This is a genomic window from Flavihumibacter petaseus NBRC 106054, assembly GCF_000974785.1.
Lineage (GTDB): Bacteria > Bacteroidota > Bacteroidia > Chitinophagales > Chitinophagaceae > Flavihumibacter > Flavihumibacter petaseus.
Genome location: NZ_BBWV01000006.1, coordinates 60,239 through 84,524, shown reverse-complemented (window position 1 = coordinate 84,524; position 24,286 = coordinate 60,239). Strand labels below are relative to the sequence as shown.

23 protein-coding genes are annotated in these 24,286 nt (G+C 48.3%); 9 read left to right on the top strand and 14 right to left on the bottom strand.

Annotation, left to right across the window (positions count from 1 at the left end; translation table 11 throughout):
• Positions 1–11: 11 nt before the first annotated feature.
• Positions 12–596: a Holliday junction branch migration protein RuvA gene (gene ruvA / locus FPE01S_RS23615; protein WP_046371590.1), complete on the bottom strand. Its 585-nt coding sequence runs from the start codon at positions 594–596 to the stop codon at positions 12–14.
• A 106-nt stretch (positions 597–702) separates the two neighbouring features.
• Between ruvA and FPE01S_RS23610 the strand changes: the two genes are divergently transcribed.
• Entirely contained in the window at positions 703–1,695 is a 993-nt protein-coding gene (locus FPE01S_RS23610) for a beta-ketoacyl-ACP synthase III (protein WP_046371589.1), read from the top strand.
• Here FPE01S_RS23610 and FPE01S_RS23605 read toward each other — a convergent pair.
• From FPE01S_RS23605 to FPE01S_RS23595, 3 genes are all read right to left on the bottom strand, one after another.
• Complete coding sequence (locus tag FPE01S_RS23605) at positions 1,692–2,738, bottom strand: nucleoid-associated protein (protein ID WP_046371588.1); 1,047 nt, start codon at positions 2,736–2,738, stop codon at positions 1,692–1,694. The two genes, FPE01S_RS23610 and FPE01S_RS23605, sit on opposite strands and share 4 nt — an antisense overlap.
• The gene (locus tag FPE01S_RS23600) at positions 2,735–3,259 is read right to left on the bottom strand and encodes a hypothetical protein (RefSeq protein ID WP_157474150.1); all 525 of its coding nucleotides are present in this window, start codon (positions 3,257–3,259) and stop codon (positions 2,735–2,737) included. The genes FPE01S_RS23605 and FPE01S_RS23600 overlap by 4 nt, the downstream gene beginning before the upstream one ends.
• A gap of 98 nt (positions 3,260–3,357) precedes the next feature.
• The gene (locus FPE01S_RS23595; RefSeq protein WP_046371586.1) at positions 3,358–3,858 is read right to left on the bottom strand and encodes a DinB family protein; all 501 of its coding nucleotides are present in this window, start codon (positions 3,856–3,858) and stop codon (positions 3,358–3,360) included.
• Between the two features lie 51 nt (positions 3,859–3,909).
• Between FPE01S_RS23595 and FPE01S_RS23590 the strand changes: the two genes are divergently transcribed.
• Complete coding sequence (locus tag FPE01S_RS23590; RefSeq protein ID WP_046371585.1) at positions 3,910–4,377, top strand: GNAT family N-acetyltransferase; 468 nt, start codon at positions 3,910–3,912, stop codon at positions 4,375–4,377.
• Positions 4,378–4,387: 10 nt separating this feature from the next.
• Here the strand turns inward: FPE01S_RS23590 and fabD are convergent, their stop codons facing one another.
• The 3 genes from fabD to FPE01S_RS23575 are packed head-to-tail and all read right to left on the bottom strand — an operon-like array spanning position 4,388 to position 6,336.
• On the bottom strand, positions 4,388–5,278 hold the full coding sequence (gene fabD, locus FPE01S_RS23585; RefSeq protein WP_046371584.1) for an ACP S-malonyltransferase: 891 nt from the start codon (positions 5,276–5,278) through the stop codon (positions 4,388–4,390).
• A 37-nt stretch (positions 5,279–5,315) separates the two neighbouring features.
• The gene (gene folE, locus FPE01S_RS23580) at positions 5,316–5,912 is read right to left on the bottom strand and encodes a GTP cyclohydrolase I FolE (protein WP_046371583.1); all 597 of its coding nucleotides are present in this window, start codon (positions 5,910–5,912) and stop codon (positions 5,316–5,318) included.
• Positions 5,913–5,922: 10 nt separating this feature from the next.
• Entirely contained in the window at positions 5,923–6,336 is a 414-nt protein-coding gene (locus FPE01S_RS23575) for a 6-pyruvoyl trahydropterin synthase family protein (RefSeq protein WP_046371582.1), read from the bottom strand.
• Positions 6,337–6,383: 47 nt separating this feature from the next.
• On the opposite strand from FPE01S_RS23575, the gene mqnB reads away from it, so the two are divergent.
• Both mqnB and FPE01S_RS23565 read left to right on the top strand, forming a co-directional pair.
• Positions 6,384–7,040, top strand: coding sequence for a futalosine hydrolase (gene mqnB, locus FPE01S_RS23570; protein ID WP_072054044.1), 657 nt, complete (start codon positions 6,384–6,386; stop codon positions 7,038–7,040).
• A gap of 8 nt (positions 7,041–7,048) precedes the next feature.
• Complete coding sequence (locus FPE01S_RS23565; RefSeq protein WP_046371581.1) at positions 7,049–7,849, top strand: 1,4-dihydroxy-6-naphtoate synthase; 801 nt, start codon at positions 7,049–7,051, stop codon at positions 7,847–7,849.
• On the opposite strand, the gene FPE01S_RS23560 is transcribed toward FPE01S_RS23565, so the two are convergent.
• The 5 genes from FPE01S_RS23560 to FPE01S_RS23545 all read right to left on the bottom strand — a co-directional run bounded on the left by FPE01S_RS23560 (position 7,836) and on the right by FPE01S_RS23545 (position 13,190).
• Positions 7,836–9,152, bottom strand: a complete 1,317-nt coding sequence (locus FPE01S_RS23560) for a cryptochrome/photolyase family protein (RefSeq protein WP_046371580.1) — start codon at positions 9,150–9,152, stop codon at positions 7,836–7,838. The genes FPE01S_RS23565 and FPE01S_RS23560 overlap by 14 nt on opposite strands.
• On the bottom strand, positions 9,149–9,994 hold the full coding sequence (locus FPE01S_RS23555) for an aminotransferase class IV (RefSeq protein WP_046371579.1): 846 nt from the start codon (positions 9,992–9,994) through the stop codon (positions 9,149–9,151). The genes FPE01S_RS23560 and FPE01S_RS23555 overlap by 4 nt, the downstream gene beginning before the upstream one ends.
• A 16-nt stretch (positions 9,995–10,010) precedes the next feature.
• Entirely contained in the window at positions 10,011–10,145 is a 135-nt protein-coding gene (locus FPE01S_RS26385; RefSeq protein WP_281176226.1) for a hypothetical protein, read from the bottom strand.
• Positions 10,146–10,252: 107 nt separating this feature from the next.
• Positions 10,253–12,505, bottom strand: coding sequence for a Tex family protein (locus FPE01S_RS23550; protein ID WP_046371578.1), 2,253 nt, complete (start codon positions 12,503–12,505; stop codon positions 10,253–10,255).
• A gap of 40 nt (positions 12,506–12,545) precedes the next feature.
• Positions 12,546–13,190, bottom strand: coding sequence for an alpha/beta fold hydrolase (locus tag FPE01S_RS23545; protein ID WP_046371630.1), 645 nt, complete (start codon positions 13,188–13,190; stop codon positions 12,546–12,548).
• Positions 13,191–13,235: 45 nt separating this feature from the next.
• Here FPE01S_RS23545 and FPE01S_RS23540 point away from each other — a divergent pair, with 45 nt between their 5' ends.
• The 4 genes from FPE01S_RS23540 to fbaA all read left to right on the top strand — a co-directional run bounded on the left by FPE01S_RS23540 (position 13,236) and on the right by fbaA (position 18,274).
• Positions 13,236–14,597: a pyridoxal-phosphate dependent enzyme gene (locus tag FPE01S_RS23540; RefSeq protein ID WP_046371577.1), complete on the top strand. Its 1,362-nt coding sequence runs from the start codon at positions 13,236–13,238 to the stop codon at positions 14,595–14,597.
• A gap of 673 nt (positions 14,598–15,270) precedes the next feature.
• Positions 15,271–16,026, top strand: a complete 756-nt coding sequence (locus FPE01S_RS23535) for a helical backbone metal receptor (protein WP_046371576.1) — start codon at positions 15,271–15,273, stop codon at positions 16,024–16,026.
• A gap of 94 nt (positions 16,027–16,120) precedes the next feature.
• Positions 16,121–17,161, top strand: coding sequence for a hypothetical protein (locus FPE01S_RS23530; protein ID WP_046371629.1), 1,041 nt, complete (start codon positions 16,121–16,123; stop codon positions 17,159–17,161).
• A gap of 45 nt (positions 17,162–17,206) precedes the next feature.
• A complete protein-coding gene (gene fbaA / locus FPE01S_RS23525) occupies positions 17,207–18,274 on the top strand; it encodes a class II fructose-bisphosphate aldolase (RefSeq protein WP_046371575.1) in 1,068 nt (355 codons plus the stop codon).
• 67 nt (positions 18,275–18,341) lie between these two features.
• Here fbaA and FPE01S_RS23520 read toward each other — a convergent pair whose 3' ends face one another.
• Complete coding sequence (locus tag FPE01S_RS23520; protein WP_052956137.1) at positions 18,342–21,185, bottom strand: M16 family metallopeptidase; 2,844 nt, start codon at positions 21,183–21,185, stop codon at positions 18,342–18,344.
• An 82-nt stretch (positions 21,186–21,267) separates the two neighbouring features.
• Positions 21,268–22,899 (bottom strand): alkaline phosphatase PafA, encoded by a 1,632-nt coding sequence (gene pafA, locus FPE01S_RS23515; protein WP_046371627.1) that lies wholly within the window; start codon positions 22,897–22,899, stop codon positions 21,268–21,270.
• 88 nt (positions 22,900–22,987) lie between these two features.
• Between pafA and FPE01S_RS23510 the strand changes: the two genes are divergently transcribed.
• A complete protein-coding gene (locus FPE01S_RS23510; RefSeq protein ID WP_046371574.1) occupies positions 22,988–24,244 on the top strand; it encodes an aminotransferase class I/II-fold pyridoxal phosphate-dependent enzyme in 1,257 nt (418 codons plus the stop codon).
• Positions 24,245–24,286: the final 42 nt, after the last annotated feature.

The following is a 24,286-nucleotide window of genomic DNA, read 5'->3' as shown; positions in this document are numbered from 1 at the left end:
GATCTATAGGCTTACATGTTTTTAAGTGCTGATTTAATTAAGTCCTCTACTTTATCGGAACCTGGTGACTGGTTGATCGCCTTACGGAGTGCCTGCTCTGCAGCGGGACGGGCGATTCCCAAAGCCAGCAGAGCATTTAACGCATCCTGCTCTACTGTATTGTTTATTGCATTTGAAAAATTAATATCTGTCGCTTTCTGACCAAGCTTATCTCTCAACTCCAATACTATCCGCTCAGCAGTTTTCCTGCCGATGCCTTTTACTGACTCCAGCTGGCGGGAATTGCCCTGGAGGATGGCCCGGCTGATTTCTTCCGGTTTCAGGGATGACAACATCATTCTGGCAGTGGAGGCGCCCACGCCGTTTACACCAATCAGCTGCAGGAACATTTCCTTTTCGGCTACAGTGGCGAAACCATAAAGTATATGCGCATCTTCTCTGATATGAAGGTACGTAAACAATTGCCCCTCACTTTTATCGCGGATACTTTCGAATGTATTGAGGGATATAAACACTTCATAACCGATCCCTTGTGTTTCCAGGTGAACATAGGTAGGTGTTAATAAGGAGTAACGGCCCTTCAGATAAGCGATCATAGGCTGCAAAATAAACTATTCAGTCATTGCCTCCAACTACCGGGCTAATCCTTAAGCGGTTACCATCAAATTGCCTTAATTTTGGTGCGCTTTTGAATATTAACGCATGACCCAAAAAATTACGGCCGCAATTACTGCAGTAGGAGGATACGTTCCTGAACACAAGCTTACCAATTTTGACCTCGAAAAAATGGTGGACACCAATGACGAGTGGATCCGCACCAGAACCGGGATATCCGAAAGAAGGATTCTCCGCGGTGAAGGCAAGGCAACCTCAGACATGGTTGTTCCCGTGGTGGAAGAGATTTGCCGCAAAAGAGGAATTGATCCCCTTGACATCGACTGCCTGGTCGTCGCCACGGTGACCCCGGATATGGTTTTTCCAGCCACTGCCAATGTGGTATGTGACAAGGTTGGTGCCAAAAACGCCTGGGGATACGATATGAGCGCCGCCTGCTCAGGTTTCCTCTTTGCCCTTACTACCGGCGCCGCCTATGTTGAGAGTGGCCGGTTCAAAAAAGTGATCGTTGTTGGTGCAGACAAAATGAGCGCCATTGTCGACTATACAGACCGGAATACCTGTGTGATTTTCGGGGATGGTGCCGGTGGTGTACTCCTCGAACCCAACGAAGAAGGTCTGGGAATTATGGACAGCCTTCTGAAGAGCGACGGGAGTGGCCGCCACTACCTGAAAATGAAAGCCGGAGGATCCGCCTTCCCCGCTTCTATGGATACTGTTGCCGGAAGAGAGCACTTCGCCTACCAGGAAGGTAAAACGGTATTCAAGTTTGCTGTTAAAGGGATGGCTGACGTCAGCGCTGAATTACTCGAGCGCAACAATCTCACAGGGAACGATATTGCCTGGCTCGTTCCTCACCAGGCCAACCTGCGCATCATCGATGCTACCGCTGAAAGAATGGGTCTGCCGCACGACAAGGTTATGATCAATATCCAGCGATATGGCAATACCACAGCCGCAACAATTCCGCTCTGCCTGTGGGATTGGGAAAAACAGCTGAAGAAAGGTGACAACCTGATCCTCGCAGCTTTCGGTGGCGGGTTCACCTGGGGCGCCACCTGGATCAAATGGGCCTACTAACGCTCCTCGTCAAAATACAGTTTATAATAATTCTTGCCGCTGACCTCATCGAAACCTCTTTCGATGAGGTCGCGACGGCCATGAAGGTATACAGAAAAATTCCCGTCAAGTTTCAATACTGATTTGAACACCTTCGACTGTTTTTTTACCGCAGCAAGATTGATATCAAAAGCTTCATCGATATCAAAATTTCTGTTACCCTCGAAGTTCCGCTTATAATTCATAAAACTGTCCACCACCTCCGGATGGTGCATCACTTCGGATGTGAATTCATCCAGATTGAACTGCTCTTTTGTTTTGAAGTAATCCATTGATCGGTTCAGTAAATCGATCTGATCAGACTTGGATACTTCAAATTTTTCCGCATATTCCTTTTCAATAAACAACTTGCAAAGTCCCAGGGTCTGATCCGTATGATGATAACTGTCGCTTAAGGGTGCTACCTGCAAAAACTCCTTTACCCAGTATTGCGCATCCTGTTGTTTATTGGTATTGTCTACTACGCAAACTTTATAGCCTTCCGCTTCGTTGGTCCTGAATACAAGACATCCCTTATCAAGCTTATTGATATTGATGCCATCTTCTGCTCCAAGCTCCCACCCCTGACCGTGTGCAAATACTTTCAGGAATGTTTCCTTTGTTTCAGACTTGAAAATCCCCACTGCTTTCCGTTCGCTGCCTTCAAAAAAAACTTTATCAAAAAGCACAACATACAACTCTCCTTCCTTCACCCGAACATGAGTGGATTTGGCGTAGAGCAATTGCGCCAGCAGAACAGACTGTTGAAGAAAGGAGGACGGATCCTCAAAAATCCGTGTCACATAACTGTACACCTCGTTCATTGAAAGATCACTGAGATGGGTAAACTGGTAACAATCATTCTCGTTAAAGGGAGACAAAAGATATTTGACAAGCAGGGAATTAACCAGCTCATCATTCAGTGTCAGTGTATTGGGAGAAAGGCGGATTGCTTCGCCGCGGGAAGGGTTTCCGATTTTATGTACAATTGCCTTTTCAAGGGTTACAGCGTCAAGTCCGGTCATGGCACGAAGATAGACCCTTTATTGTCTTTTTCCAGTAGGGGCCGTGTCTCTGCGAGCTCCCTGTACCGGACACGGAACCGGGCAATGGCGTCATATTCCGGCAGCAGATCATAATCTTCTACTTTACCCATCGTAATATACTGCCGGAGAGACTGGTTCTCAAAGAACCCGACAGTACCGGACAGGATACGGTCATCAGCATGTGCAGGATATAAGATTTCATATCGTTCCATGCAGATTATCTGATCGCGGTCGAGGTAATAAACCTCCTGGAATTCGAGGCTGTCCAGAAAATAATGTACTTCGAAAATCACCACTTTGCCTTTACTCAGGGTATAGTGCCAGGTCTCCCGGATGGGGCGGTCATTGTCGATAAACTTGTTGAGATGAAAAGTATTCTGGGATCGCATGGAAAGGCTGTCGGCTATCTGCACCAGGTTATCTATTCTCGATCTCCAGTCGATCGATTGAGTTACTGCCTTCCCGGGCAGGAAGAAAAATCCTGTCAATAAGAACAGCACGAAAAAAATCCTATCGTTTGCGCGAAATCGCATACCAGGAAGCTGTACTTGAAAGTTACACCATTTTCCAGAATTTCTTTCCGATTACCCAACCACCATTAATGGATGCGGCGCACCCTGGCCCAGTGAACAAAATCGGTAGATGGAATATTGTTCACACCGAGGGAACGCAACATGGTCACCAACTGACCGCGATGATAGGTACCGTGGTTGAACAGGTGAAGCAATACTTCGAAAAGCGGCTGGCTGAATTGTTCTCCTTTCAGGTTATAATAGGAGAATGATGCCGGCAACTGTTCGGATGGCAAATCATCCAACCATGTAATCCAGGCCTGATCCTGTTCCAGCAATTGCCGGACCAGCTCCGGGGTGTCTCCCGTAAACCATCCGGAGGGCGGATCAGGCGGATATTGTCCATGTACCCGCTGGTACCAGAGGGTATCTGCATCCCACATATGCTGCAGGGTCTTGTGCAGGGATGGGAAGCTACCCGGCACCGGGGTTGTCCACTGTTCTGCAGGCAGTTCCAGTATCCGGTTGCCTATGAGCTGATTCACAGCAAGATGATAGTCAGCATAAGGCTGCAGCAACTGCTTCATTTGATTTTGGTTTATTTTTGACGTTACCCGAAAATAAATCCGGTAAAGGAGATGCACAACAATCAGCCGACTATCGTTATCCGCCGCGCTACAGCTACTGACTGTCCCCGCCTGATGGAACTGATCAGGGAACTGGCGTTATTTGAAAAGGCACCGGAACAGGTTACCGTGAGCCTGGAACATTTTATTTTAAGTGGCTTTGGTCAACATCCGGTCTGGTGGGCATTTGTTGCAGAATGCGACGGCATCGTGCAGGGTTTCGCCCTTTACTACATCCGTTACAGCACCTGGAAGGGGCAAAGAATGTACCTGGAAGACATCCTGGTTACTGAACCCATGCGGGGTAAAGGACTGGGCAAACTGCTGTTTGAGCGATTGCTGGAAGAAGCCAGGGAAACCGGGCTTAACGGAATGGTGTGGCAGGTGCTGGAATGGAATGAACCAGCCATCAGGTTCTACAAAAAATACAATGCCGACCTGGATCCGGAATGGATCAATTGCTCCCTGACTTTCCAATAAACCATTTCGCTCAGGCGAAGTGTTCGGTTTGCAGGGATTTATCGATTTTACCGATCAATCCCTGTAATACCTTGCCCGGGCCTACTTCAGTAAAGCGGGACGCTCCATCAGCGGCCATTGCCTGAACTGACTGTGTCCAGCGAACGGGGCCGGTCAGCTGATCAATTAGGTTTTGCTTGATCTCGTCCCTGTCCAGCACGGCACGGGCAACAACATTCTGGTAAACCGGGCAGCCGGGCTGCTGGAACCTGGTTGTTTCGATAGCGGCTTTCAGTTCCTCACGGGCCGGAGCCATCAACGGTGAATGAAAGGCACCACCGACTGGCAGTACAAGGGCTCTTTTGGCGCCAGCCGCCTTCATCCTTTCACAGGCGATATCAATTCCTTTTATTGATCCGCTGATCACAAGCTGACCGGGACAGTTATAATTGGCAGCAACAACCACTTCACCGGTTTCCTGTTGTACGGCTGCACAGATTTCTTCTACTTTTTTATCGTCCAGCGCGAGCACAGCGGCCATTGTAGAGGGCTGCAATTCACAGGCCTTCTGCATCGCCAGTGCCCTGACAGAGACCAGCTGCAGTGCGTCTTCGAATGAAAGAACGCCATTCGCTACCAGGGCTGAAAATTCACCCAGTGAGTGGCCTGCCACCATTTCCGGGCGAGCCTGTTCAATGCTTTTGAAGGCAATAACGGAATGGAGGAAAACTGCCGGCTGGGTTACTTTGGTCTGACGCAGATCTTCGTCCGTTCCTGAAAACATGATATCTGAAATTCTGAAACCCAGGGCATCGTTTGCCTGTTCAAAAAGTTTCCTGGCAAAGGCGCTGTTGTCGTAGTGTTCTTTTCCCATCCCGGAAAACTGAGACCCCTGACCCGGGAACACATAAGCATGTTTCATAAAACGGTGATCTGTTGAAGCGCAAAAATAACAACAATCAACTCAGTTTCGATGAAATCAGTTTCGTGAATTCGCTTCGCGTTTCAGCCTTTTCAAATTCCCCCCAGAAGGCCGAGGTGGTCGTCACACTATTTTGTTTCTGAACGCCGCGCATCATCATGCACAGGTGGCTGGCTTCGATTACAACGGCAACGCCCATTGGCTGGAGGGATTCCTTAATTGCACCCAGTATCTGGGTGGTGAGTCTTTCCTGCACCTGCAAACGGCGACTGAATACGTCCACTACCCGGGCGATCTTACTGAGACCCGTGATATAACCATTGGGTATATAGGCTATATGCGCTTTCCCGAAAAACGGGAGCATGTGGTGTTCGCACATGCTGTACAGCTCAATGTCTTTTACAATGATCATTTCGCTTACTTCTTCATGAAACTTGGCAGAATCAAGAATTGCTCTGGCATCCATCTGGTATCCCTGCGTCAGGTACTGCATGGCTTTGGCCATCCGTTCCGGTGTTTTCAGGAGACCTTCCCTGGCTGGATTTTCTCCCAGCAACTCCAATGCATCGCGATAATGATCTATCAGTCCTGAGGTAATCCTGTCTTCAAATTGTTCAACTTTCTTATAGGCCATTGCTGTTGATTTATATCGGGTATTCCACAAAATTCCTTTCCGTTTCGTACAACCGGACAAACAGATCATGTTCCGGATCGATATGCGGCCGGAGCAGGTTATAAATCACCATGACGATGTTTTCAGCAGTCGGGTTGCGGTCAGCAAATTCTGCCGTGTCAAGGTTAAGGTTCCGATGGTCAAAACGATTCAGTATTTCCTGCTGAATAATATCGGATAAGGTTTTCATATCGATCACAAAACCGGTTGCCGGGTTGATTTCCCCAACTACTTTGACCACCAGTTCATAATTGTGTCCGTGATAATTGGGGTAGCTGCATTTCCCAAATACTTCATAGTTCTGTGCATCGTCCCAGTCGCTGCGGTGCAGGCGATGGGCAGCGTTAAAATGCTCCTTCCGGTAAACAGCGACTTTATTTCCCATAAGGCGAAATTACAAGGAAATGCGACATTTGTTCATAAACGCCCTTCATGCATTGCTTATTGGTAGCTGCCACTCCATTTGAAATCGCCCCTTTTACCGATCACCTGGGACTAACAGAGAAACTGGATCACATCGATATGGAAATTGACATACTGGTGACCGGTGTGGGCAATATGGCCGCTACCTATGCCCTGTCGCGGTACCTGCAGCATCGCAAGCCCGACCTGGTCATTCAGGCCGGAGTTGCGGGTGCTTTTGACCCGGAAATTGCCATAGGATCGGTATTTGCCGTTAAACAGGACGTAGTGGCCGACCAGGGCGTTCAGGAAAAAGACGGGTTCTGGGATGTGTTTGATCTTTCCCTCGCGTCTCCGGGGGAGCTGCCTTACCGCAAGGGAGTATTGCCTAATCCGTACACGAACCTGATCAGGAGAACACGCCTTAAAAAGGCTATCGGGATTACCGTAAACGAAATTTCCACGAGTAAAAAAAGAATTGCCGCCCATGCGGAAAAATATCAGGCGCAGCTGGAATCCATGGAAGGCGCGGCACTGCATTATACCTGCCTGATGGAACATGTAACTTTCCTGCAATTGCGTGCCGTTTCCAATTATATCGGTGACCGGAACAAGAAAAACTGGAACATGCCGCTTGCTATCGGCAACCTGAACAAAGAACTGATCCGTTTGTTAGAATCCCTTTAAGTGTAATCATGGAAATATCCCTGGGGTTTTCGCCCTGCCCGAATGACACTTTCATTTTTGATGCCCTGGTGAACGGGCGGATCGATCCGGGTCCATTCAGGTTCCATCTTCACCTGGAAGACGTTCAGACACTGAATGAATGGGCGCTTTCCGGAAAACTCGACGCTACCAAGATCAGTTACGGCGTCTGGCCCTTGCTGGAAGACCGCTACCGCCTGCTGGAACCAGGCGGTGCATTGGGAGCAGGCGTTGGGCCGCTGCTGATTTCCCGCGAGCCGGTTTCCACAGACAATATCTCCGGCCTTAGAATTGGCATACCAGGCAGGAACACTACCGCTCACCTGCTGTTTTCCCTGGCTTTTCCGGATGCTAAAAACAAAACCTTCCTCGTGTTTCATGAAATTGAAGATGCTGTGCTCAGCGGACAGGTTGATGCTGGCGTTATCATTCATGAAAACCGCTTTACCTATGCTGATAAAGGACTGCACAAAGTGGTAGACCTTGGCGAATACTGGGAATCGCACCTGCACTGTCCGATTCCGTTAGGTGGCATTGTAGTCAGAAAAAATATGGACGACAGGCTGGCGCATTTACTGGAAGAAAAGATCCGGGAAAGTATCCGCTATGCCTGGCATAATTATCCGGATCTTACGGAATTCGTGCAACAGCATTCCCAGGAAATGGCACTTTCCGTAATGCGGCAACATATTCAGTTGTATGTAAACGACTACTCCCTGTACTGGGGCGAGAAGGGCAAAAAAGCAATTAACCAGCTACAGGAAACCTGGCATCAGCTCAACGCTGGTTGATGGCTGCTTTATATGCTTCAAGGCACCGCTCGCGGGCAAATTCGTGATTCACTATCGGTTCAGGGTAACCAAACCCCTCCAGTTCAGGCAACCAATGCCTGATGTAAACACCATCAGGGTCAAATTTTTTTGCCTGTAAAGCCGGGTTGAAGATCCTGAAATATGGTGCAGCATCACACCCGCTTCCGGCAGCCCACTGCCAGCCACCATTATTTGAAGCAAAATCATAATCAAGCAGCTTTTTCGCGAAATAAGCCTCACCCCACCGCCAGTCGATCAGCAGGTGTTTGCAAAGGAAAGAAGCCGTAACCATCCTTACCCGGTTATGCATAAAACCTGTTGCATTCAACTCCCGCATTCCGGCATCTACCAACGGATATCCCGTAAGTCCAGCACACCATGCATCAAATTCGTGCTGGTTATTCCGCCACCGGATATTGTCGTACTCACGCTTGAATGCTTTTCCGTTTCCGACTGCCGGGTAATTGGCCAGGATCATCTGGTAAAAATCACGCCAGATCAATTCATTCAGATAGGTATCGTTGACTTGTTGTGCTAAAGTGACAAGTCGTCTGATACTGATGGTGCCAAACCGCAGATGAATCCCAAGCCTTGAAGTGCCGGCAATACCGGGGTAATCGCGCTGATCGCTGTAATGCCGGATCAGCACCCTGTCAGGTTCTTTACCAGGAAATGGCATCGCTGATGCCCTGAATCCGATGGATTCAAGTGTCGGAACGGCGTCAGCCTTTAGTGACAAAAAGTTCCCGGTATATTTTTCTACCGGCCACCCCCTGAGCATGGCCGGCTCAAGCTGCTTTTTCCATTTTCTGCTGTATGGCGTAAATACCGTGTAAGGATTGCCGTCATCCTTAACAACCTCCCTGTTCTCGAAAATGACATGATCCTTGTAAGTAAGCAGGACAGCTTCTGCTGCTTCCAGCATGGCTTTTATCCGGGCATCACGCAGAATAGCATAAGGCTCATAATCCCTGTTGGTGAAAACCGCTTTTATGGGATACTCCTTAAGTAGTGCCGAAAATACCTCTTCGGGTTTTCCTGTTCTTACCTGCAAATTGCTGTTCAGCCCGTTTAGTTGACTGTTCAGCCGGTGCAGCTGCAGCTGTATAAATTCCACCCGCCTGTCATGTCTGTCGCCCAGGTCATCGAGGATGTTCGTATCAAAAATAAAGAGCGGAAGTACCTGCATGCCGGAGCGCAATGCATGGTAAAGTGCCGTATTATCATCCAGTCTCAGGTCACGCCTGAACCACATCACCGCAATACCATCCTGTTTTGTCATACCATCAAAGGTCGCACTAACGCATCAAACAGGATTTTTGAAGGTTCATTGCTGAAATGTTTTTTGCCAAAACTACTCACCCACCGCAGGCCTTGCACCGCATTGGTGAGTACCATGGCATCGGCGTTAAACAAATCCCCCGCATTCAATGGTTTTTCTTCAACAGGAACACCATTCGTTTCAGCAGTTTCAAGAATGTGCCGGCGAACAGTGCCGGCAACCGGACCTTCACCAAGGGGTGGTGTCAGCCACTTATTTTCCATGAACACAAAGCAGTTGGCAATGGACGACTCACAAATGCGGCCGGCGGTATTGAGCAACAACGCATCATCCCAGTGCCGGGAAGCAGCTTCGCGGGCAGCCAGCAGTGAGGGCAGGTAATTATTGGTTTTGCAATTGGCAATACCGTCGATTGCCTTGCGGGCGGTTTCATGCAGACCTGTTTTCAGGCCCTCCTGCTGCCATTCGCGGGTGTGCTGTGGCAGGGACCAGGACTGCATGATCAGGTGAGGATAATTGTTGCGGTGATCAAAAGGGCTACCATCGCCACGCAAAATCATCAGCCTGATCCGGGCCAAAGGCTCATGTCCGTTGCGGTGTACCAGCTGGCGGATCCGTTCTGCTATCCAGGCATCATTCCAATCAACGGGTTTTTCAAACCCCAATAACTGCATGCCATGAAACAATCGCTCAACATGAAATTGGAACAGGGGAATTGTACCGAAGCGCCAGACCATTGTTTCAAAAAGGCCATCGCCATACCGCAAAGCGCGGCTATTGGCACCAGCAATAACTTTATCGTCACGATAAAACTGTCCGTCATGAAACAACAGATGCGACATAGCGCAGCTAAAATAACTAAAAACCAGACTGCCTGCGCCGGATATACAGCACTACAGCAATGACAGTAGTCATCAGGCAACCCAGTAAAAAGGGCAACACTATCATTTCCACATCGTGCCAGAAAGTTTGTGCAGTGGTAAGCTCTTTCATCAGCGTCTGTTTAGAACTATCAAAGCTATTCAAAGCCAGACACCCGGACGCCCCCGGAAATCACCCGCTCCGACCGGTATTATTCCCGGTACCACTTTAGGGTATATTTATTTGAACTTCTTGCGTAAGGCATCCAGTTTAGCCGCAAAATTATCTGCTGGTTCGGCTTCACGGGAAGGTTTCGGCTGAAGGCCCTTAGCGGCTTTCTGGTGGGGAGCTGACCGGGCTGCATCTTTCATCGATAACCCGATGCGCTTCCGGGCAACATCCACTTCCGTAACGGTGACCATAACGGCCTGCTGCAATTTTACCACTGTGGAAGGATCACTTACATAAGTGTTGCTCAGCTGGGAAATATGAATCAGGCCGTCCTGCTTGACGCCGATATCAACAAATACGCCGAATTTGGTAATGTTCGTTACCAGGCCCGGAACCTTCATGCCCACCTTTACATCCTCAATTGATTTGATATGCTCGTCATACTGGAATACTTCAATCGGCGGACGTGGATCGCGGCCGGGTTTTTCCAGTTCCTGCAGGATATCGCTGATTGTAAATTCACCAATGGTTTCTGAAATATACTGGCGACGATTGATCTTTTTACGGAGAAGAGCATCCTGTATAAGGTCACTTACCGAACAACCCAGGTCTTTAGCCATCTGCTCCACCACATGATAGGATTCCGGGTGCACGGAACTGTTATCCAAGGGATGTTTCGCATCCCGGATCCGCAGGAATCCAGCGCATTGTTCAAATGTTTTGGGACCCATCAGGGGAACTTTTTTCAATTCTTCCCGGTTACCGAAAGCGCCGTTCTTTGCCCTGAACTCAACAATGTTCTTTGCCAGTGTCGCACTGAGTCCGGATACGTACATCAACAGGTGCTTGCTGGCAGTATTGAGGTCAACCCCTACGTGGTTAACACAGCTCTCTACCACTTTATCCAGGCTGTCTTTCAGGCGGGTCTGATTAACGTCGTGCTGGTACTGGCCGACACCGATTGACTTGGCATCAATTTTCACCAGTTCGCTCAACGGATCCAGCAAGCGCCTGCCGATGCTGACCGCACCACGCACGGTGATATCCTGTTCAGGAAATTCTTCGCGTGCCACTTCGGAAGCCGAGTAAATGGAAGCACCGCTTTCGTTTACCTGGAATACACTGACTGATTTTCCGAAATCAATGCCGCGTACCAGGCTTTCCGTTTCCCGACCTGCGGTACCGTTGCCAATACCAATGGCTTCGATATCATATTTCGCTACCAGATGCCGCAGGGTTTCACTTGCTTTAACTGATTCATTTTGTGGCGGGTGAGGATAAATGGTTGAATTGTGGATGAGGTTGCCCTGTGCGTCAAGGCAAACCAATTTGCAACCAGTCCGGAAACCAGGATCCAGGGCCAGCACCCTTTTGTTTCCCAGGGGCGAGGCCAGCAACAATTGCCGCAGGTTTTCGGCAAACACGCTGATGGCTTCATCATCAGCAGATTGTTTGCTGCTCATACGATACTCGTTCTCAATGCTGGGTTTCAGCAGGCGATCGAAGCCATCATCAATGGCAGATTTTATCTCTGCTCCGGCTTCACTGCCATTATATTTCAGAAAAAGTTTCTCCAATGCATCAACTGCTATCGCCTTGTCGATATTAATATCCATCAGCAGGAAACCCTCCTTTTCACCACGCCGGATGGCCAGCATGCGATGAGACGGACATTTCGACAATGACTCACTGAACTCGAAATAGTCACGGTACTTTTGTGCCTCAGCTTCTTCCTTTTTTGAACCCAGCACGCGGGACACCAGAATTGCATGCTCCGTAAATATTTTTCTTACCGCATTACGGGCATCCTCCTGCTCACTTATTTTTTCTGCTATTATGTCTCTTGCACCCTGCAGGGCATCTTTCACTGTTTTTACATCGTCTGTCAGATAGCCGGTGGCTGCAGTTTCAGGCTGTACAGATCCCTGCTCCCACAAAAGGTCAGCAAGTGGCTGCAGGCCTTTTTCAACTGCCTGGCTGGCCCTTGTTTTCCGTTTGGGTTTGTAGGGCAGGTAAATATCTTCAAGCACAGTGGCGTCTACACAGGATTCAATCCTGTTCCGCAGTTCTTCAGTCAGTTTTCCCTGGCTGTCGATCGTTTTCAGTACTGTATCTTTTCTTTTGTGAAGGTCACCGAAATACTGCAGCTCTTCAACAATTGAATTTATAATCACTTCATCGAGATTGCCGGTGGCTTCTTTCCGGTAACGGGCCATAAAAGGAATGGTTGCACCTTCAGCACGCAGATCGCTTACGTTATTCACCTGCTTCAGGGAAAGCGAAAGTTTTTGTGCAATGACGGGGAGATACTTCGGATCCATAATCACTGTTTTTCAGGAGGGCAAATGTAACGGGTCGCGGTCAGGCAGCAAAAATTTCAATCAGCATTTGATTTACTTCCATTGCCCGGTTCATGATCATCAGGTGTCCCCCGCCCGCAACAACATGGGTGGGGTGCAGGTACCTGATCGGCAACAGATTGTCTCGTGTACCATGTATATGGAACAGGTCCGGCGGTGTATTTTCAGATTTCCACCCGATGATGGCACCAATTGCCCACCGGATAAAAGCAGGATCTGATTCCTGGATTATCGCACGCAGCAGCCGCTTGTCTTCATCTGTTTCAGTTGTAAAGATTCTTTTTGCCAGCGAGGCCTGTTTAAATATCCCGATCGGCAGGTAACGATGAAGTTTGAGAGCGCCCAGCGACCGGAAATATGGTGGGATCTGTGAGCTACCCGCGGAACTGGAGATGAGTACGGTACGATCGGGATGAAAGGCCTGCTGTATTTCTGTCGCCAGCATCCCCCCGAATGACAGCCCCACTACTCCCCATTTCTGTGAACGGTCAAACTGCTCTGCCATCCTGATCGCATAATGCTTCAGACTTTCATTTTTTTCAGGCTTCAGCCATTCCACATGCACTATCTCAAAGGGTTCCGGGAGATGAATATGCCGGAACACCCTTTTATCTGCTCCCAATCCAGGAATGAAATACAGTTTCATAGTGCCCTTTTTAGAAATATTACCTTTGCATGGCAAAAGCATGCCATGGACATCAAAAATAATATTCTCGAAACGATTGGAAATACACCACTGATAAGGCTTAACAAAATTACCAGAAGCGTCCCGGGGACGATCCTGGCAAAGGTGGACTATTTCAACCCCGGCAATTCCATCAAAGACCGGATGGCACTGAAAATGATAGAGGTTGCAGAAAAAGAAGGCAAACTTAAACCCGGTGGAACCATCATCGAATGCACCAGCGGTAATACGGGAATGGGGCTGGCGCTCGCAGCGGTGGTGAAAGGTTACAAATGCATCTTTACCACAACCGACAAGCAGAGTAAGGAAAAGATGGACATTCTGAAAGCAGTTGGGGCAGAAGTAATTGTTTGCCCAACAAATGTTGAACCTGACGATCCAAGGTCCTACTATTCTGTTGCGAGGCGGCTTGCACGGGAAACTCCCAATTCCTTTCACTGCAATCAATATGACAACCTGGCCAACCGGCTGGCACACTATGAAACGACCGGCCCAGAAATATGGCGTCAAACCGACGGAAGGATAACGCATCTCGTGTGTACAGCTGGTACAGGGGGAACGGTTACCGGTACAGCTCAATTCCTGAAAGAACAGAATCCAGGTATCCAGGTGTGGGCAATAGATGTGTATGGATCGCTCCTGACCAAGTTCTTCCGCACAGGAGAGGTTGACATGAATGAAGTACACCCCTATATCTCTGAGGGATTTGGCGAAGACTTCGTGCCGCAGAATTATGACATGTCGGTAATCGACCATTTTGAACAGGTGACAGACAGAGACGGGGCGATCATGGCGCGGAAACTGGCAAGGGAGGAAGGTATTTTTTGCGGTTATAGCGCCGGAAGTTGCCTGCAGGGACTATTGCAGCTCAAAGACCGCCTGAAAGATGATGACGTGGTGGTTTGTATTTTTCATGACCACGGAAGCCGGTATGTGGCCAAGATTTATAATGATCAGTGGATGATGGAAAGGGGCTTTCTGGATGTAAAAACATTCAGGGATATCGTAGCGGGAAGAGGAAACAAGCAGAAACTGATTACCCTGCAACCAGGCCAGACCGTTGCCGAAGCCGTTGACCTTATGCGGAAATACGATATCGAACATATCCCGGTAATGGAAAAGGAAAGTCTCGTCGGTTCTATCAGCGAAAGCGGGCTGTTTCAGAAGATCTTTTCTGACCCGGAAATCCGGCAGGCAAAGGTTGAAACAGTGATGGAGTCAGCGTTTCCGGTTGTAGAATTCCTTACTCCGGTTGAGAAACTGAGTACCCTGATAAATCGCGAAAATGGCGCAGTTTTAAGCAGGGACGATGCGGGGAACTACCAGATCCTTACGAAATACGATGTTTTGCAAGCCCTCGGTGCATGATTCTTGGAAATCGTTGCAAATCGGCCACCGTAAAGAGTTTCATTAGATTTCAACAGATCCCGGAAGGGGCAAATATCGTAATTCTACGATCTGTTGCCACGTACAGTTCACAGGCCCGCCGCTGAATAGTTACGAGTAATGTGGGAAATACTGAAGTGTTAAAATTAAGCAAATGCGCTCTAGGCTACCACAATTATGCCGACTACATTTGTATCAGAAGTTGATTGATCATTTGATCGTATCCAATTATCCAGAGAAACCAGGACCCTTAAAAGCCAAGATCCAAAAACCGAGAACCAAATCCAATTCCTAAGACCAAAACCTAAGAAATCCAGTATCAGTCAACTTCCTTTTATTTCCTAAATCCTAAAAAAAACCAGACCAGAAATCAGCATCAAAATCCTTAGAAAGACCAGAGAATCCCGTGAAACCAAAACCCAAACCAGTCCAAGTCCAGTAACCAATCGTCCAAAATCTGTTTTTAGTAAGTTTAGTTAGGTTTCATGAATCCAATGTCAGGTGAAAACCACCAAATCCTTAAAACCACTTAACGAATCCGGCACCCTCCTGCCCTGCAGCTCGTCCAAGCATGTAAGGCAGGAGGCCGAAAGTGGTCTCTCCTTCCTCCAATAAAGTTCCCTGCTTTCATTTTCTTTGCACAAAAGGTGCACGCATGCTTCCTCAGCGCATAGTTTCGCTTGTTCCATCCCAAACTGAATTGTTATATACGCTCGGCCTTGGTGACCGCGTTATCGGAATCACCAAATTCTGTATCTATCCTTCAGAATGGTATCATTCCAGGTCTCGTGTCGGCGGTACAAAAGATGTCAGGATTGAACGGGTACAAGCGCTTCAACCAGATCTTATCATTGCCAATAAGGAAGAAAATTCCAGGGAGCAGGTGCTGGCACTCAGCAAACAATTTCGTGTGTGGGTAACTGATGTGACTGATCTTCCTTCGGCACTCAACATGATTGCCGTTCTTGGAAAGCTAACCGGTACCGGCACTGCGGCTGATGCCCTTGCGCTGACCATAGCCAGCCGGTTTGCTGCGATCAGGCCCTGCACACCATCCTTGCGGGTGGCCTACCTGATCTGGAAGAACCCGTACATGACCATTGGCAACGACACTTTCATTCATGATATGCTGAACCGTATGGGCATGACAAACGTATTCGGCAGTAAGACCAGGTATCCCAAAACCAGTGTGGACGAGCTGATTGAGAAAGCCCCTGACCTGATCATGCTATCGTCGGAGCCCTACCGGTTCGGTCAGAAAGATCTTGCAGAATGGAGCAAGCTCCTGCCCACAGCCAAAACCATACTGGTTAACGGGGAATTCTTCAGCTGGTACGGCAGCCGTTTATTGCTGAGTCCGGGTTACTTTACCGAGTTGCTTACGACGATAGCAGCCGGGCATTCGGGCTGAATACGTATTTTACACTTTCACCGACATCTGGACCTTGTTTAGTAAACTGCCTATTGACGAAAATTTCACCGGAAAGCCTTCCAGGAAAAAACCCATGTTTCCTGTAAATGAACGCCTGCACGCGTTTCTGAAACAACATGGACGGGAAGTAAAACTTCCGGTTGCCTACCGGGATCTTCAGCGATTTACCTACACCCTTCCCCTGACTGATAAGGAAGGCAAGCCAACTATGTGGGAATCAGTAGTATATGATAAGCGTGAATGGGATTATCTCCGGGAGGGATTAGTACGGATCTACGCCATTCTGAAAACAGAAGGGGATATGAGTTACAGTAAACACCTTGATGTAGCCAGGGTGGACTATTGTGCTTTCGGCAACTCCCAGCCTTTCCGTGTCAGGATCGTGAATAAGTTCAACGACAATTACGACCACTACTACATCAAGGTAGCAGATGCATCCCGTATTTACGGCCTTGAACTGGAACACATGCTGTCTCCAAACAGGATAACGTTCTTCACGCACAATCAGACTTTGGTGGAAGAACACATTCCCGGAATACCCGGAGACGTTTTTATCAACCAGCACCTGGACAGACCGGAAACGAACAAGATCAGGCTCGCGAAAGAGTTTGTCAAATTCAATGAACGCTGTTTTGTAAGGTTGCTGGGCGACATGCGGAGCTACAATTTCGTGGTAGATATTACCCCTGATATTGAGGACTTTCAATACCGCATCCGGGCTATTGATTTTGATCAGCAGTCCTACGAAGGGCGGAAAAACCTGTATCTGCCGCAGTTCTTCAGGCAAAATTTCCCCCTGGTGGAAACCGCCTTGAAATACCTCAACAAAGAATCCATTGAACAATACCAGACGGAAGAGCGTACCATGATGACCTTCCGGCTGGTTTCTGCCCGTTACAGAATTAAGGAGCTATTGGATATCATGGGGAAAGACCGCATTTCGACCCCGGAAAAAATGCGCCAGTTGTCTGAGGAACTGAGCAGCTTCCACCATCATAACCAGCACCTTCTGAAATGCCATAATATGGGCAAACTGGTGAAGGAACACCTGAAGGTCTGCCTCCGCAAAAACCTCTTCCTCATCCCCCGCTTCAAGGGTCGTTTTGAAGATTAGTTGGTATATTAGCGCTCATTTTTAAGATCAACCAACCAAACAAAGATGAAAAAATACCGTTCCGGGGTGCTTTTTGGAGAAGAATTAGAGGCCCTGTACAATGATGCCAAATCGAACCAGTTTGCAATGCCAGCGGTAAATGTCGTAGGCACAGACTCGATCAACGCAACCCTGGAAACTGCAGCAAAAGTGAACTCTCCCGTTATTATCCAGTTTTCCAACGGAGGCGCCCAGTTCATTGCGGGAAAAGGCATGCCGAACGACAAATTGCAGGCAAATATTTCTGGCGCTATTTCCGGCGCGCTCCATATCCATAACGTGGCAAAATACTATGGCGTACCCGTTGTGCTCCATACCGACCACGCTGCCAAAAAATGGCTCCCCTGGATCAGTGCACTGATCGATGCAGGTGAAACTTTCAAAAAAGAAAAGGGTCAGCCGTTGTTCAGTTCTCACATGCTTGACCTGTCAGAAGAAAGTCTCGAAGAAAACATCCATACCTCTGTTGAGTTTTATAAACGCATGCAACCGCTGGGCATGAGCATTGAGATTGAGCTCGGCGTAACCGGTGGTGAGGAAGATGGCGTGGACAACAGTGGTGTTGAAAACGATAAATTGTATACTCAGCCTCAACACGTCGCCTATGCCTATGAAGAACTTGGCAAAATAGGCAACCTGTTTACTGTCGCTGCTGCTTTTGGTAATGTGCACGGCGTATACAGCCCGGGCAACGTGGAACTTCGTCCGGAAATCCTGCACAACAGCCAGGTTTATATCCAGGATCACTTTAAAACCGGAGACAAACCTGTGTATTTTGTATTCCATGGTGGCAGCGGAAGTCCAAAGGAACAGATCCGTGAAGCGCTGGGTTACGGCGTAATCAAGATGAATATCGACACCGATATGCAATGGGCTTTCTGGGAAGGTGTTCTCGGTTATTACAAAAAGAACGAAGCCTATCTGCAAGGCCAGCTGGGCAACCCCGAAGGAGCTGAAAAACCCAACAAGAAATACTATGATCCACGCGTTTGGCTGCGCAAAGGTCAGGATGTATTTGTTTCCCGTCTCGAAGAGGCATTCCAGGATCTTAACTGTATCAACCGGAACGCTTAATATATTTCCAATTAAAAAAGGGCTGCGGTTGCAGCCCTTTTTTAATGCTTATCATCTTCTGATTTTGTCAGAATCCTTTTTTGATCGACACCCCTTCCGGCATCAGCACCGCAGAAAACTGATTCTTTCCATCAAATAGTTTTTTCGCGGCTGCCTGAATATCCTGCACGGTCAGTTTCTGTACCAATTGCTCATATTGCAGCACAAACTTTGGATCAGCCTGTTCCGATTGAATATCCTGCAGTGATTCCAGCCAGAATCCATTCTCCTTCACACTGACCTTATACTGTTCCAGCCAGGATTTTTTCACCTTATCCAGGTATTTCTGTTCCGGACCTTTCTGAACCAGCAAATTGATTTCATGCTGCGCAGCTTTCAGCAAAGTGTCGACCTTTTCCGGGCCACAGGGAAGCTGAAGCACAAATGAATAATGCTGATAGGGATACCGCTCGATCTGTGCGTAGATACCTCCTCCATAAATGCCCTGGATCTTCTCCCTCAATTCTTCTATGATCCTGATGTTCAGGATCTCGCTGATCGCCTGGGCTTTCAGATCAAGATCTTCACTATACGGCACTTCACCGGTAAAGAATTTCAGGATCAGGCTCTTGGCTTCCTTTCCCTTATTAACCACCAGTTGTTGTACACCGCCGACTGGTCTTACACCATTATCCTTACGCTCAAACTTTCTGCCTGAAGCAGGCAGACTGCCAATATAGGTTTCCAGTAAAGGAAGGATACTGTCTGTCTTGAAACTTCCTGCCAGTACAAACTGCATTCCTGTTACATCATTCAATTGTTCCCTGTAAATGGCGACAGCCCTGTTAACATCAATCTGGTCAAAATAGGTAGCTTTCGGAACCGCGATCGGAGCAAGCGGATTCCCTTTATACATTACCCTGAACATCGTATCGACAAATGCCGTTTGCGGATTGGAAGCAAGTCCTGCTACCTGGGCTTTGTTTCGCTGAACAAATGACTGAAACAGTCCCGTATCTATCCGCGGACTGGTGGCATACAGGTGCAATAACTGAAACATCACTTCCACGTCGCGGTTGCTGGAACTACCCCGGAAGCCATCAGTCACTTCACCCATAACCGGGTTTACGGAAACTGTTTTGCCTGCAAGTGACTTGCGAAGATCGGCAGGACTAAAATTACCAACGCCCATGGCACTCACCACTGCCGTTGCATATTCAGCATTATACCGGTCAGCAACGCCGTAATTGTTCTTTCCGCCCGGTCGGCTCGCACTCAACAATATCTGATCGTCTTTGAAGCTGGTGGGTTTGAGCGTTACTTTTACGCCATTGGAAAGGGTAATGGTTGTTGTTCCCAGCGCCTTATTCTCTGTACGACCAGTGATTTTCCCGGCTTTGGGTTTTTCAGAAAGCAACTCTGCAGCAACAGTTTTTTCTTCATAGGGCTTGATATCAGCTTTCTCAGCAGCAGTCAGTACGGCAAGCAGCTCTGCCGAGCCGGGAAGCGTTTTCCCATCGGACGGTTCCGGACCAAGTACATATACCAGGCGGTTGGCGTCTGCTACTGCACGTCGCGCAGTTGCATTTACCTCATCCAATGTGATCCCGGGTACCTGTTCGTTGGTCATTTCAAATTCTTTCGCGATACCAGGAATGGACTCACCTGTCAGGAAATTTCTCACATATTCCTCCACATACAGTTCTGATTCCGTCTTATCGCGATTGTTGTAAGCATTCTGTATTCCATTCAGAATTGTTTTTTTCGCCCTTGCCAGCTCTGCCTCTGTAAATCCATATCGCTGTACTCTTTCCAGCTCCGTCACAATGGCTTCTGTGCCTTTTTTTACATCTCCCGATCCTACACCGGCGGCGATCCGGAAATTCTCATATCCGCCGATATACTCTCCCAGTCCGCTACCTGCGCCAACGAATGGAGGATTGGGTTGCTGAGCGATCTCCTGCAAGCGCTGGTTTAACATGCTGGTAAACATGCGATCAACCAGGCTTTTTCGATAGGCAGCTGCATTGTTTTGTGGCCCCATGGGCTGCAACGGGTACACGATATTGACAGAATAACTGGTTGCCTCCCTGTCCGTCACCACCATGGCTTCGGTGGTTGGGTAGGCCCCGATAGCAGCACGTTCCCTTGGTTTTTCCGGTGTTGGATTTTTCATCCCCGAAAAATGTTTGCGGATCAACGCGAGCGCCTGTGAGGGTTCTACATCACCTACCACCATAACAGCCATCAGGTCTGGACGGTACCAGTCTTTGTAGAATTTCCGGATCAGGTCCGGATTGAACGTCCGGATAATGCTGTCCACACCAATGGGAATACGATTCGCATAGCGGGAGCCTGCAAACAGCTTGGGATAAATCTGGCGCATCATCCTGTCATAGGCGCCCTTTCCCAGGCGGCTTTCTTCAAGAATGATGGCGCGTTCAGATTCAATGTCTTCATTCAGGTAGGTAACCTGGTGAGCCCAGTCTTCCAGCACCTGGAAACCTTTTTCGAGGTTACCGGCTTTGTCTGTCGGAATGGGCAGAATATATACTGTCTCATCAAAAGAAGTATAGGCGTTCAGGTCACTGCCGAACCCAACTCCGATGTCCTGCAAAAAAGAAACGATATCGTTTTTTTTGAAATTTTTCGTACCGTTAAATGCCATATGCTCGGCCATATGGGCAAGCCCCTGCTGGTTATCATCTTCAAGAATTGATCCTGCCTTAAGGGCCAGTCGCAATTCAACTTTCTGCTCCGGTTTTTTATTTTGCCGGATATAATAGGTTAGTCCGTTGTCGAGCTTGCCGATGGTTACAGCAGGATCAACGGATAAATCCTGCGCAACCTGCGTTTGAGCGTTACCGTTGATGACAGCAAGCATCAAAAGCGGAAACACATAGGAAAATAACTTCCCTGGTCTGATGTTCATGATTGAATACTTTACGATAAGAAAACAAAATCGTCGTCAAAGGGTGAAGATCAGGGCAAATTTTGCGATAAAAAACCGTGTTTTAACGGGTTATTGCTTCGATAGGTTTGCCTATACAGCCGTTCGGCATCTGAATCTGAAGCAGGGCGGCTACAGTCGGTGCAATATCGGTCATATAGACTTCCACATTAGATTTGCCTGGTTTTATTTTCCAGCCCATCCAGACAAGCGGAATATGCGCATCATAGGGATTCCATAATCCGTGCGTAGTACCGGTTGGTCCGCCATCGAGATATTGAGGTTCCAGCAGGAATTGCACATCTCCGCTTCTGTTCGGCATATACCCGTTCGCAACCATTTCCTTAATCTTTGAAGGCAGAGTCGTTTCGGCCAGGTTCTCGAGAACAAAAGCACGTGCTACTCCCGGCTGCTTTTTCATAAATGCTGCTGCGGCATTGGCCAGCTTGTCCCGGTCAAGTTTAAGGCTATCCACTACCGGCAGGTTCAGGTGTACCTGGTAATTATACATACTGTTGACCAGGTTGGGTGCTCCGAAAGATTGTTCAAGGGAAGCATTCAATGCTTTCATCGCCGCACCGTCATCGAAAAGTCCGGCCGGAATCTTATGTTCCGTCATAAAACCTGGCACATGCGCCACGCCGTGATCGGCAGAAATAAAGAACAGCCACTGTCCCTTACCGATCGTCTGGTCGAGAAAATTAAAAAACTCACCAAGGTCTTTGTCGAGCCGGAGATAGGTATCTTCTGCTTCGATTGAATTGGGACCGAAAGCATGCCCTACATAGTCAGTGGAGGATAAGCTCACCGCGAGGAAGTCAGTAAAAGCCCCCTTACCCATGCCTTCGGCTTTAACTGCTGCCTTGGCTACTTCAAGCGTCATGGTATTGCCGTAAGGCGTTGAGGAAATGGCGCCGAAATTTTTGCCGGTGAAATTTTTGAGCGAGTAGGGAAAACCTTTGGCATCAGAACCGAAGGGTTTGCCTTCAAAGGCATTTTCATCCCTGGTGCTCATGGTATAGGTTGCGATGGGGTAAAGTGTGTTCCAGCCCAATGCGTAATACTGATCCACATGTTTGGCAGCGTTGTATTGCTGCAGCCAGTCGGGCAGCTCAGACCTGTAAAATGTGGAAGTTATCCAGTTTCCGGTTTTATTGTCATACCAATAGGCTGCATCTGCGGCATGCCCGGCTGGAAGGATAGCGCCTCTGTCTTTAACAGCGATGCCGATCACCTTAGAACGGAAGTTGGAGGCCAGCTTTAGTTCGTCGGTAATGGTGGTCGTATAAAGGTTTGCGGGGCTCATTTCCCCTGCAGCTGTTGTACTGCCAACAGTTTTCACAGATGGATCTTCTGTGCAATACACCGATTTATTGCGGGTACGATCGAACCAGGCATTTCCGGTGATGCCATGTACGGCCGGAACGGATCCAGTATATATGCAGGTATGGCCGCAAGCGGTGATCGTGGGCGTATAGGGAATGAGGGTGTTCTCATTGGAAAATCCCTGGGTCAGCAGCCGTTTGAATCCACCATTCGCCTGGTACCTGTCTTTGTACCGGTAGAGATAATCCCAACGCATCTGGTCTACCACCATTCCAACCACCAGCTTTGGTTTTGCCGGGGTCGTGCCTGCCTGGCCAAATACATTCATTACAAAAAAAGAACATACAAAAAGTGCAAAAATTCTTTTCATCTGGGAGCGGTTTTTGGCAAAGATAGCCGGAGCACCTTCCAAATCTGTTACCTTTGCGACAATTTTAAACCAATCATTAACGATCAATATGGCGGATATTTTCGAAAAGCTGGTTAAAGATGGCGGACCAATCGGTCAGCACATGAAAAGGGCGCATGGTTACTTTGCCTTTCCCAAACTGGAAGGTGAACTTGGAAGCCGCATGATTTTCCGTGGTAAGGAACGTATCGTCTGGAGCCTGAACAACTACCTCGGATTAGCCAACCATCCTGAAACCAGGAAAGCTGATGCAGAAGCAGCTGCCAAATGGGGAATGGGTTATCCGATGGGTGCCAGGATGATGAGTGGCAATTCGGTTCAGCATGAAGCGCTGGAAAAGGTGCTGGCTGATTTCACCAGCCGTGAGGATGCCATGTTGCTGAATTTCGGTTACCAGGGGATTATGAGCTGTATCGATGCCATCGTGAACAGAAGGGATGTAATCGTTTATGATGCAGAATGTCATGCCTGTATTGTTGACGGTATCCGCATGCACATGGGTCATAGCTATACCTACAAACACAATGATGTGGAAGACTGTGAAAAGCAGTTGCAGCGCGCCGTTAAAATGGCAGAGAAGAACGGAGGCGGAATTCTGCTGATCACTGAAGGTGTTTACGGCATGAGTGGTGACCAGGGTAAACTAAAAGAGATTGTAGCGCTGAAGGAAAAATATGAGTTCCGCATCCTGATTGACGATGCACACGGTTTTGGTGCGATGGGCCCAACCGGCGCCGGTACTGATGAAGCACAAGGCTGCCAGGATGGTATTGATCTCTATTTTTCAACTTTTGTTAAATCCATGGGAAGTATCGGAGCGTTCATTTCGGGCAGAAAGGATGTGCTTGCCTACCTCCGCTACAATACCCGCTCCCAGATCTTCGCCAAAAGCCTTCCGATGCTGATTGTGGAAGGAATGCTCAAAAGAATGGAAATGCTGAAAAGCATGCCGGAGCTTCGCGAAAAACTCTGGACAGTTACCAACACATTACAAAAGGGACTTCGTGACCGCGGATTTGATCTTGGTAAGACTAATACCATGGTGACGCCGATCTATATGAAAGGAGATGTACCGGAAGCAACAGCCATGGTGCTGGACCTTCGGGAGAATTACAATATTTTCTGTTCCATCGTAGTATATCCGGTTATTCCGAAGGGACAGATCATCTACCGCCTGATCCCGACTGCTGCTCACTCCATGGAGGATATTGAGCTAACGCTGAAAGCATTCACGGAAACCAAAATGAAACTGGATGCCGGCGATTACAGGGCTGCTGAGATCCCGGATATGGCGGAAGCAATGTAACTGAACGATCTTTTTCCAACAGGCCCGCTTCGGCGGGCTTTT

What these genes read in the sequence shown, in the direction of transcription:
- ruvA (WP_046371590.1), bottom strand. Translation starts at nt 596, where the DNA reads ATGATCGCTTATCTGAAGGGCCGTTACTCCTTATTAACACCTACCTAT.
- FPE01S_RS23610 (WP_046371589.1), top strand. Translation starts at nt 703, where the DNA reads ATGACCCAAAAAATTACGGCCGCAATTACTGCAGTAGGAGGATACGTT.
- FPE01S_RS23605 (WP_046371588.1), bottom strand. Translation starts at nt 2,738, where the DNA reads ATGACCGGACTTGACGCTGTAACCCTTGAAAAGGCAATTGTACATAAA.
- FPE01S_RS23595 (WP_046371586.1), bottom strand. Translation starts at nt 3,858, where the DNA reads ATGAAGCAGTTGCTGCAGCCTTATGCTGACTATCATCTTGCTGTGAAT.
- FPE01S_RS23590 (WP_046371585.1), top strand. Translation starts at nt 3,910, where the DNA reads ATGCACAACAATCAGCCGACTATCGTTATCCGCCGCGCTACAGCTACT.
- fabD (WP_046371584.1), bottom strand. Translation starts at nt 5,278, where the DNA reads ATGAAACATGCTTATGTGTTCCCGGGTCAGGGGTCTCAGTTTTCCGGG.
- folE (WP_046371583.1), bottom strand. Translation starts at nt 5,912, where the DNA reads ATGGCCTATAAGAAAGTTGAACAATTTGAAGACAGGATTACCTCAGGA.
- FPE01S_RS23575 (WP_046371582.1), bottom strand. Translation starts at nt 6,336, where the DNA reads ATGGGAAATAAAGTCGCTGTTTACCGGAAGGAGCATTTTAACGCTGCC.
- mqnB (WP_072054044.1), top strand. Translation starts at nt 6,384, where the DNA reads ATGCATTGCTTATTGGTAGCTGCCACTCCATTTGAAATCGCCCCTTTT.
- FPE01S_RS23565 (WP_046371581.1), top strand. Translation starts at nt 7,049, where the DNA reads ATGGAAATATCCCTGGGGTTTTCGCCCTGCCCGAATGACACTTTCATT.
- FPE01S_RS23560 (WP_046371580.1), bottom strand. Translation starts at nt 9,152, where the DNA reads ATGACAAAACAGGATGGTATTGCGGTGATGTGGTTCAGGCGTGACCTG.
- FPE01S_RS23555 (WP_046371579.1), bottom strand. Translation starts at nt 9,994, where the DNA reads ATGTCGCATCTGTTGTTTCATGACGGACAGTTTTATCGTGACGATAAA.
- FPE01S_RS26385 (WP_281176226.1), bottom strand. Translation starts at nt 10,145, where the DNA reads ATGAAAGAGCTTACCACTGCACAAACTTTCTGGCACGATGTGGAAATG.
- FPE01S_RS23550 (WP_046371578.1), bottom strand. Translation starts at nt 12,505, where the DNA reads ATGGATCCGAAGTATCTCCCCGTCATTGCACAAAAACTTTCGCTTTCC.
- FPE01S_RS23545 (WP_046371630.1), bottom strand. Translation starts at nt 13,190, where the DNA reads ATGAAACTGTATTTCATTCCTGGATTGGGAGCAGATAAAAGGGTGTTC.
- FPE01S_RS23540 (WP_046371577.1), top strand. Translation starts at nt 13,236, where the DNA reads ATGGACATCAAAAATAATATTCTCGAAACGATTGGAAATACACCACTG.
- FPE01S_RS23535 (WP_046371576.1), top strand. Translation starts at nt 15,271, where the DNA reads ATGCTTCCTCAGCGCATAGTTTCGCTTGTTCCATCCCAAACTGAATTG.
- FPE01S_RS23530 (WP_046371629.1), top strand. Translation starts at nt 16,121, where the DNA reads ATGTTTCCTGTAAATGAACGCCTGCACGCGTTTCTGAAACAACATGGA.
- fbaA (WP_046371575.1), top strand. Translation starts at nt 17,207, where the DNA reads ATGAAAAAATACCGTTCCGGGGTGCTTTTTGGAGAAGAATTAGAGGCC.
- FPE01S_RS23520 (WP_052956137.1), bottom strand. Translation starts at nt 21,185, where the DNA reads ATGAACATCAGACCAGGGAAGTTATTTTCCTATGTGTTTCCGCTTTTG.
- pafA (WP_046371627.1), bottom strand. Translation starts at nt 22,899, where the DNA reads ATGAAAAGAATTTTTGCACTTTTTGTATGTTCTTTTTTTGTAATGAAT.
- FPE01S_RS23510 (WP_046371574.1), top strand. Translation starts at nt 22,988, where the DNA reads ATGGCGGATATTTTCGAAAAGCTGGTTAAAGATGGCGGACCAATCGGT.